7 protein-coding genes are annotated in these 7181 nt (G+C 68.2%); 5 read left to right on the forward strand and 2 right to left on the reverse strand.

What is annotated here, in order from left to right; translation table 11 throughout:
- Positions 1-41: 41 nt before the first annotated feature.
- From JWP65_RS18990 to JWP65_RS19000, 3 genes are all read left to right on the forward strand, one after another.
- Entirely contained in the window at positions 42-557 is a 516-nt protein-coding gene (locus tag JWP65_RS18990; protein ID WP_299766586.1) for a gluconokinase, read from the forward strand.
- Positions 558-615: 58 nt separating this feature from the next.
- Complete coding sequence (locus JWP65_RS18995) at positions 616-1605, forward strand: MBL fold metallo-hydrolase (protein WP_299766588.1); 990 nt, start codon at positions 616-618, stop codon at positions 1603-1605.
- 126 nt (positions 1606-1731) lie between these two features.
- Positions 1732-2010, forward strand: coding sequence for a hypothetical protein (locus tag JWP65_RS19000; protein WP_299766590.1), 279 nt, complete (start codon positions 1732-1734; stop codon positions 2008-2010).
- A gap of 100 nt (positions 2011-2110) precedes the next feature.
- On the opposite strand, the gene JWP65_RS19005 is transcribed toward JWP65_RS19000, so the two are convergent.
- Positions 2111-2989: a DUF6279 family lipoprotein gene (locus tag JWP65_RS19005; RefSeq protein ID WP_299766592.1), complete on the reverse strand. Its 879-nt coding sequence runs from the start codon at positions 2987-2989 to the stop codon at positions 2111-2113.
- Between the two features lie 18 nt (positions 2990-3007).
- Between JWP65_RS19005 and glmU the strand changes: the two genes are divergently transcribed.
- Positions 3008-4408 (forward strand): bifunctional UDP-N-acetylglucosamine diphosphorylase/glucosamine-1-phosphate N-acetyltransferase GlmU, encoded by a 1401-nt coding sequence (gene glmU / locus JWP65_RS19010; RefSeq protein ID WP_299766594.1) that lies wholly within the window; start codon positions 3008-3010, stop codon positions 4406-4408.
- Between the two features lie 3 nt (positions 4409-4411).
- On the opposite strand, the gene JWP65_RS19015 is transcribed toward glmU, so the two are convergent.
- Complete coding sequence (locus JWP65_RS19015) at positions 4412-4906, reverse strand: Lrp/AsnC family transcriptional regulator (RefSeq protein WP_299766596.1); 495 nt, start codon at positions 4904-4906, stop codon at positions 4412-4414.
- A gap of 137 nt (positions 4907-5043) precedes the next feature.
- Here JWP65_RS19015 and glmS point away from each other — a divergent pair, with 137 nt between their 5' ends.
- Positions 5044-6888, forward strand: coding sequence for a glutamine--fructose-6-phosphate transaminase (isomerizing) (gene glmS, locus JWP65_RS19020; protein WP_299766598.1), 1845 nt, complete (start codon positions 5044-5046; stop codon positions 6886-6888).
- Positions 6889-7181: the final 293 nt, after the last annotated feature.

A 7181-nucleotide genomic window follows, 5' to 3' on the forward strand; every position in this document is an offset into this window, starting at 1 on the left:
TGCTCCCACGGCGCCGCGGGCTGACGCCCATAATCGGCGGCATGAAGCCGCTGCATGTGGTGGTGATGGGGGTGGCCGGCTGCGGCAAGTCGCTGGCGGGGGCTTGCCTGGCCGGGCGGCTGCAACTGCCGCTGGTCGAAGGCGACGACTTCCATCCCGCCGCCAACATCGAGAAGATGCGCCAGGGCGTTCCGCTGGAGGACGCCGACCGCGCCCACTGGCTGGATCGCCTGGCGGCGCAGCTGCGCCGCCACCCGGACGGCGCCGTGCTGACCTGCTCGGCGCTCAGGCGCAGCTACCGCGAGCTCCTGCGCGCCGCCGTGCCCGAGCTGCGCTTCGTCCACCTGGCGCTGACGCCGCACCAGGCGCTGGAACGCGTGGCCTCGCGCACCGACCATTTCTATCCGCCCAGCCTGGTGGCCAGCCAGTTCGAGGCGCTGGAAGACCCGGCGGGCGAGCCGGGCGTGCACGTGGCCGACGGCACGGCGCACGTCGAGCGCGTGGTGGAAACCGCCGCGCGCTGGCTGACGCGAGACCAGCCCTTCAACAATGCGTAGCGCGACAATGCGTAGCGCGCTTCGTTAAGATCAACGCGAATCGCCAGCAGGAGACTCCATGAGCAAAGCATTCGCCAGCCAGGCCGACGTGGCCGACAAGCAGATCACCTTCGAGCAGCTGTCCCCGCATTGCTGGGCCTACACCGCCGAGGGCGATCCAAACTCCGGGGTGATCATCGGCGACAGGTTCATCATGGTCAGCGACTGCACCGCCACCCCGGCGATGGCACGCGACCTGATCGCCCGCATCCGCACCGTCAGCGACAAGCCGATCAAGTACGTGCTGCTGACGCATTACCATGCGGTGCGCGTGCTGGGCGCGAGCGCCTACTTCGCCGAAGGCGCGACCGAAATCATCGCCAGCCAGGGCACCTTCGAGCTGATCGCCGAGCGTGGCCAGGAGGACATGCAGTCGGAGATGGAGCGCTTTCCGCGCCTGTTCCGCAACGCAGAGAGCATCCCCGGCCTGACCTGGCCGACCCTGGTGATCGGCGGCGGCATCCCGGGCCGAGGTGAAGTGCCGGGCTCGCTGACGGTGGACCTGGGCGGCGTGCGGGTGCAGATCTGGTCGCCGGGCAACGGCCACACCCGCGGCGACACCATCGCCTGGGTGGAGGAGGAAAAGGTGCTGTTCTCGGGCGACCTGGTCGAGTACAACGCCGGCGTCTACACCGGCGATGCCCACCTGGAAGAATGGCCGGCGACCTTGCAGGCGCTGCGCGCGCTGAAGGCCGAGGCCATCGTGCCCGGTCGCGGTGAAGCCATGAAGGGCGCGGCCAACGTGTCCAAGGCCCTCGATTACACCCAGCGCTGGGTGGAGACGCTGTACCGCTGCGGCCAGGAAGCGGCCGCCGCGAGCATGGACCTGAAGGCTGCGATGGCGCACACCCGCAAAGCCATGGATCCGATCTTCGGCCAGGTCTTCATCTACGAGCACTGCCTGCCGTTCGACGTCAGCCGGGCCTACGACGAGGCCAGCGGCATCAAGGTCCCGCGCGTGTGGACGGCCGAGCGCGACAAGGAGATGTGGGCGGCGCTGCAGGCCTGAGCACAGGGAAGATGTAGGCGGCTTCCCACGCCTGCGCTTTGCGCCGGACGACAGCCGCCTGCCGCCGTGCTTCTTAAGCTGGTCCTGCGGTGCCGATGCGCCGCCCCATCCACGAGGAGCCAGCACATGGTCCATGACGACAAGACCGCGCCGCGCAGCCTGCAGCAGCAGCCCGCGCGCGAAGGCGATTCGCTGCAGCGCCGTGCCCAGGCGCAAGGCAGCCAGGTTGAAGGCGAAGGCAGCTACACGGCCACTCGCGCGTACCAGAAGAACATCAGGGAATACCTCGACAAGTCGAACCTGCAGTCCGACGCGGACGCGGCCAGGCCGAAGTCGGACAGTGAAGCGCGCGAGATCGAGCAGGCCGAGCGCGAAGGGCGTTCGCATTCGAAGGGCGAGCGCTGAAAGCCGACCCGCAAGGAGGTCGTCTCGGGCTTGACCGGGGATGCAGGGCCCGGTGAAGACAGTCGCTGGATTGCGGCTCAGGCCCGCAATCACAGGGGGGTCAGGGCTGCTGCTCCGCCAGCTCCCGCAAATCCCGCTGGTACGCGCGCAGCCTGCGCACTGCCTGTTCCCGCTGCGCCGCCGTCGTGCTTTCGTGCACCGCCGCGAAGGTGCGGCAGTTTTCCTGCTGCAGGTCGTCCTGCCAGGCGCGGTAGCGCGCATCGGGTGAGCGCTGAACGCGTTCCACGTAGCCGCGTACCAGCTCGCGCGCGGCTGCCGGCGCCAGGCCCGGCTCCATCAGCCGCCTGAGCGTCTGCAGCAGGTCCTGCTGGCGCCGCAGCCGTTCGGCCAGCACCCGCTGCGGATCGAAGGTCGATTGCTCGATGCTGCGTTGCAGCACCTGGCGCTGGGCGGCGTCGAGCCGGCCGTAGATCGATTCCAGCCGGTCCAGCGCCTGCTCGTGGCGCTTGTCCTTTTGCTGCGGCAGCGGCGCGTGGATCCAGTCCTTCCTGAACTTGTCGTTGTTGCTGTGGTGCTTGCGCTCCAGGTGGCGCAGCTGGTCGGGCGTGAGGCTGGCGGCCAGCGCCGCCACCGCGGGCTCGGCCTGATCGGCCACCAGCTTGAGCCGCCCGCGCACCTCGGCCACCAGGCTGCAGGCCTGCTGCGGCGCCACGGCGCCCGGGACGATGCGCTCCATCCGGCCCAGAATCTCGATGTAGCGGGGCAGCTCCTGCTGGCGGTGCCAGCCGTGCAGCCGCGCCAGTTCGGCACGGGCCCGCGGTGCCTGCTCGTCGTCGAAATCGATGTAGCCGTCCATCCACCAGTAAGCCACTTCGGGGAAGTTGTTGTAGCCGAGCTTGATGGCGCTGCAGGCGGACAGCCCCAGCACGGCGCCCAGCGCAACGATAATCCGGGCCAGTCGCAACGACGTCGTCTTCATGGGCAGGGAAGGATTCGAATGACAGCAGTAGATGTGGTCATCATGGCAGCTGGCAAGGGAACGCGGATGAAAAGCCGCATGCCCAAGGTGTTGCATCGCCTTGGCGGCCGCCCGCTGGTGCAGCACGTGATCGATACCGCGGTGGCGCTGCACGCCCGCCGCACCATCGTCATCACCGGCCATGGCGCCGACGACGTGGAAGCCTGGCTGCGTGAATCGGCCGCCGGCGCCGGCCGGCCCGCACCCGACTTCGTGCGGCAGGAGCCGCAGCTGGGAACTGGCCATGCCGTGCAGCAGGTGGTGCCGGCGCTGCCGGACGACGGCATCGCGCTGATCCTCAATGGCGACGTGCCGCTGGTGCGGCCGCAAACCCTGCAGGCGCTGGTGGACGCCTGCGGCGGCGAGCGGCTGGCGCTGCTGACGGTGGACATGGCCGATCCCACCGGCTACGGCCGCATCGTGCGCGAGGGCGACGCCGTCAAGGCCATCGTGGAGCACAAGGACGCCAGCCAGGAGCAGCGCCGCGTGCGCGAGGTCTACACCGGCTTCATGGCGGTGCCGGCGCGACGCCTGAAGGCCTGGCTGGCGCGCCTGTCCAACGCCAACGCCCAGGGCGAGTACTACCTGACCGACATCGTGGGCTTCGCCGCTGATGACGGCTGCGCCGTGGTCGCCACCAAGGCCGCCGAACAGGTCGAAGTCGACGGCGTCAACAGCCCGCTGCAGCTGGCGGAACTGGAGCGCGCCTACCAGCTGCGGCAGGCCCGCGCGCTGATGGAGCACGGCGTGCGGCTGGCCGACCCGGCGCGTTTGGACGTGCGTGGCACGCTGGAGTGCGGACAGGACGTGGCCATCGACGTCAATTGCGTGTTCGAGGGCCGCGTCACACTGGGTGACGACGTGCGCATCGGGCCCAACTGCGTGATCGCCAACGCGCGCATCGCCGCCGGCGCCGTGATCCATGCCTTCACCCACATCGACGGCGAGCAGGCTGGCGTGGAAGTGGGCGAGGGCGCGCTGGTCGGCCCGTTCGCGCGGCTGCGGCCGGGCGCTCGGCTCGGGCCGCAGGTTCACGTGGGCAACTTCGTCGAAATCAAGAACTCCAGCATGGCGCGCGGCGCCAAGGCCAACCACCTGGCCTACGTCGGCGACGCCAGCGTGGGCGAGCGCGTCAACTACGGCGCCGGCAGCATCACCGCCAACTACGATGGGGCCAACAAGCACCGCACCGTGATCGAAGCCGACGTGCACGTGGGCAGCAACTGCGTGCTGGTGGCGCCGGTGACCATCGGCGCCGGCGGCACCATCGGCGCCGGCTCCGTGGTGAACAAGAGCACGCAGGCGGGCGCGCTCACCGTCGCGCGCGCGCGGCAGGCGAGCATCGCCAACTGGGCGCGGCCGAAGAAGGCGCCGAAGTAGCCGTTACCCGTCGCGCCGCGGCAAGGCCAGCCGCGGGCGGAACTTGGCGCGCCGCAGCGAAAAGAAGGCCTTGACGTTGCGCACATTGGCGTCGCTGGTGAACAGCCGCTGCGCCAGCGCCAGGTAATCCTGCATGTCGCGCGCGTAGACCACCAGCACGAAGTCGGGGCCGGGCGAGACGCGGTAGCACTGCTGCACGGCGTCGTCCGCGACCACGCGCGCCTCGAAGGCTTCTTGCTCCTGGTTGCCCTGGCGGTCCAGCGAAACCTCCACCACCGCCTCCATTCCGTGCCCGATGACCTGGGCCAGCCGCTCCGGATTGAGGATGGCGAGCTCGCGCTCGATCATGCCCGTGTCCCACAGCCGCTTGACCCGGCGCAGGCAGGTCGCCGGCGAGATGTTGACCCGCCCCGCGAGCTCGAGGTTGGACACAGAGCTGTCGCCCTGCAGCAGCTCGAGCAGTGCGAAGTCGATGGCATCCAGCGACAAGTCTTTCATGTTAACGGTCCGTTTGTGAAATTTTATTGCGTAATGGGAAGGAGGCGCAACAAAGAACCGTTTTGGCGATAAATTAGCTTCCATATTGCATGGCGGCGCGCCTAAAGTCGCCGCACTCACAACCCGAGAGGTTTCTCATGTGCGGCATCGTCGGCGCGGTTTCCACCCGCAACATCGTCCCCATCCTGGTCCAGGGCCTGCAGCGCCTGGAATACCGCGGCTATGACAGCTGCGGCGTCGCCGTCTACGACGAGGGCCTCAAGCGCGCCCGCAGCACCGCGCGCGTGGCCGAACTGATGGACCAGGTTGCCACCGACCACATCCAAGGCGGCACCGGCATCGCCCACACGCGCTGGGCCACCCACGGCGCGCCGGCGCTGCACAACGCGCACCCGCACTTTAGCCACGGCCCGGGCGAGAGCAGCGCCAACGGCCCGGGCCGGATCGCCCTGGTGCACAACGGCATCATCGAAAACCATGACGAGCTGCGGGCGGCGCTCAAGGCCAGGGGCTACCGCTTCACCAGCCAGACTGACACCGAGGTGATCGCCCACCTGGTCGACAGCCTCTATGACGGGGACCTGTTCGAGGCGGTCAAGGCGGCCTTGCCGCAGCTGCACGGCGCCTACGCCATCGCGGTGTTCTGCAAGGACGAGCCGCACCGCGTGGTGGGCGCGCGCGCCGGCTCGCCGCTGGTGCTGGGCGTGGGCAAGGACGAGAACTTCCTGGCCAGCGACGCGATGGCGCTGGCCGGCGTCACCGACCAGATCGTCTACCTGGAAGAGGGTGACCTGGTCGACCTGCAGCTGGGACGCTACTGGATCCTGGACCGCACTCACAAGCAGGTGGAGCGGCCGGTCAAGACCGTGCATGCGCACAGCGGCGCGGCCGAACTGGGCCCCTACCGCCACTACATGCAAAAGGAAATCTTCGAGCAGCCGCGCGCCATCGGCGACACGCTTGAGGGCGTGCACAACATCATGCCGGAGCTGTTCGGCGACGGCGCGCACGCGGTGTTCAAGGAAATCGACCGCGTGCTGATCCTGGCCTGCGGCACCAGCTATTACAGCGGCTGCACGGCCAAGTACTGGCTGGAGTCGATTGCGAAGATCCCGACGCAGGTGGAGATCGCCAGCGAGTACCGCTATCGCGAAAGCGTGCCCGATCCGCGCACGCTGGTGGTGACCATCACCCAGTCGGGCGAGACGGCCGACACGCTGGCGGCGCTGCGGCATGCGCAGGGCATGGGGATGCAGCACACGCTGACGGTATGCAACGTGGCAACCTCGGCGATGGTGCGCGAGTGCAAGCTGGCCTACATCACGCGCGCCGGGGTCGAGATCGGCGTGGCCTCCACCAAGGCCTTCACCACCCAACTGGCCGGCCTGTTCCTGCTAACGCTGGCGCTGGCGCAAAGCCGCGGGCGCCTGACCGAATCGCAGGAAGCGATGCACCTGAAGGCCATGCGCCACCTGCCGGCGGCGCTGTCGGCAGTGCTGGCGCTGGAGCCGCAGATCATCAGCTGGTCGGAAGACTTCGCCAGCAAGGAGCACGCGCTGTTCCTGGGCCGCGGGCTGCACTACCCGATCGCGCTGGAAGGCGCGCTCAAGTTGAAGGAAATCAGCTACATCCACGCCGAGGCTTACCCCGCCGGCGAGCTCAAGCACGGGCCGCTGGCGCTGGTGACCGACCAGATGCCGGTGGTGACGGTGGCGCCGAACGACACGCTGCTGGAAAAGCTCAAGTCCAACATGCAGGAAGTGCGCGCCCGCGGCGGCGTGCTGTACGTGCTGGCCGACGCCGACAGCAGGATCGAGAGCAGCGAAGGCATCCACGTGATCCGCATGCCGGAGCACTACGGCGCGCTCAGCCCGCTGCTGCACGTGGTGCCGCTGCAGCTGCTGGCGTACCACACGGCGCTGGCGCGGGGGACCGACGTGGACAAGCCGCGGAATCTGGCCAAGAGCGTCACCGTCGAATGAGGGCGCCGCGCGGCCAGGCAATTTGCGGTCCAGAAACAGAACCTGAAACGTACGCTTGCTCGTTATGCGGAGGGACAATAGAAGGTGAGTCGAGTGCGTTAGAGAAGGTGAGTCGAAGGGCCTGAGCACGTGAGTTTTCGCCTCTGGAGAACGCTGGATTGAGAGGAGCGAGCAACGTGCATGCGTCTAGCACAAATGACCCCCACGCGAGGCCTTGTAATTTTGTAACTGCACGGTGGTCGAGTTGGGCGGCGCTGGTCTCCCCTCCTCTGCGAGCTGTGTCAGGTCAGTTC

It is taken from the genome of Ramlibacter sp. (assembly GCF_028292805.1).
Taxonomy (GTDB): Bacteria; Pseudomonadota; Gammaproteobacteria; order Burkholderiales; family Burkholderiaceae_C; genus Ramlibacter.

Excerpts from the sequence above, each read along its gene's own strand:
- glmU (WP_299766594.1), top strand. The coding sequence starts at position 3,008 with ATGACAGCAGTAGATGTGGTCATCATGGCAGCTGGCAAGGGAACGCGG.
- JWP65_RS19005 (WP_299766592.1), bottom strand. The coding sequence starts at position 2,989 with ATGAAGACGACGTCGTTGCGACTGGCCCGGATTATCGTTGCGCTGGGC.
- JWP65_RS18990 (WP_299766586.1), top strand. The coding sequence starts at position 42 with ATGAAGCCGCTGCATGTGGTGGTGATGGGGGTGGCCGGCTGCGGCAAG.
- JWP65_RS18995 (WP_299766588.1), top strand. The coding sequence starts at position 616 with ATGAGCAAAGCATTCGCCAGCCAGGCCGACGTGGCCGACAAGCAGATC.
- glmS (WP_299766598.1), top strand. The coding sequence starts at position 5,044 with ATGTGCGGCATCGTCGGCGCGGTTTCCACCCGCAACATCGTCCCCATC.
- JWP65_RS19000 (WP_299766590.1), top strand. The coding sequence starts at position 1,732 with ATGGTCCATGACGACAAGACCGCGCCGCGCAGCCTGCAGCAGCAGCCC.
- JWP65_RS19015 (WP_299766596.1), bottom strand. The coding sequence starts at position 4,906 with ATGAAAGACTTGTCGCTGGATGCCATCGACTTCGCACTGCTCGAGCTG.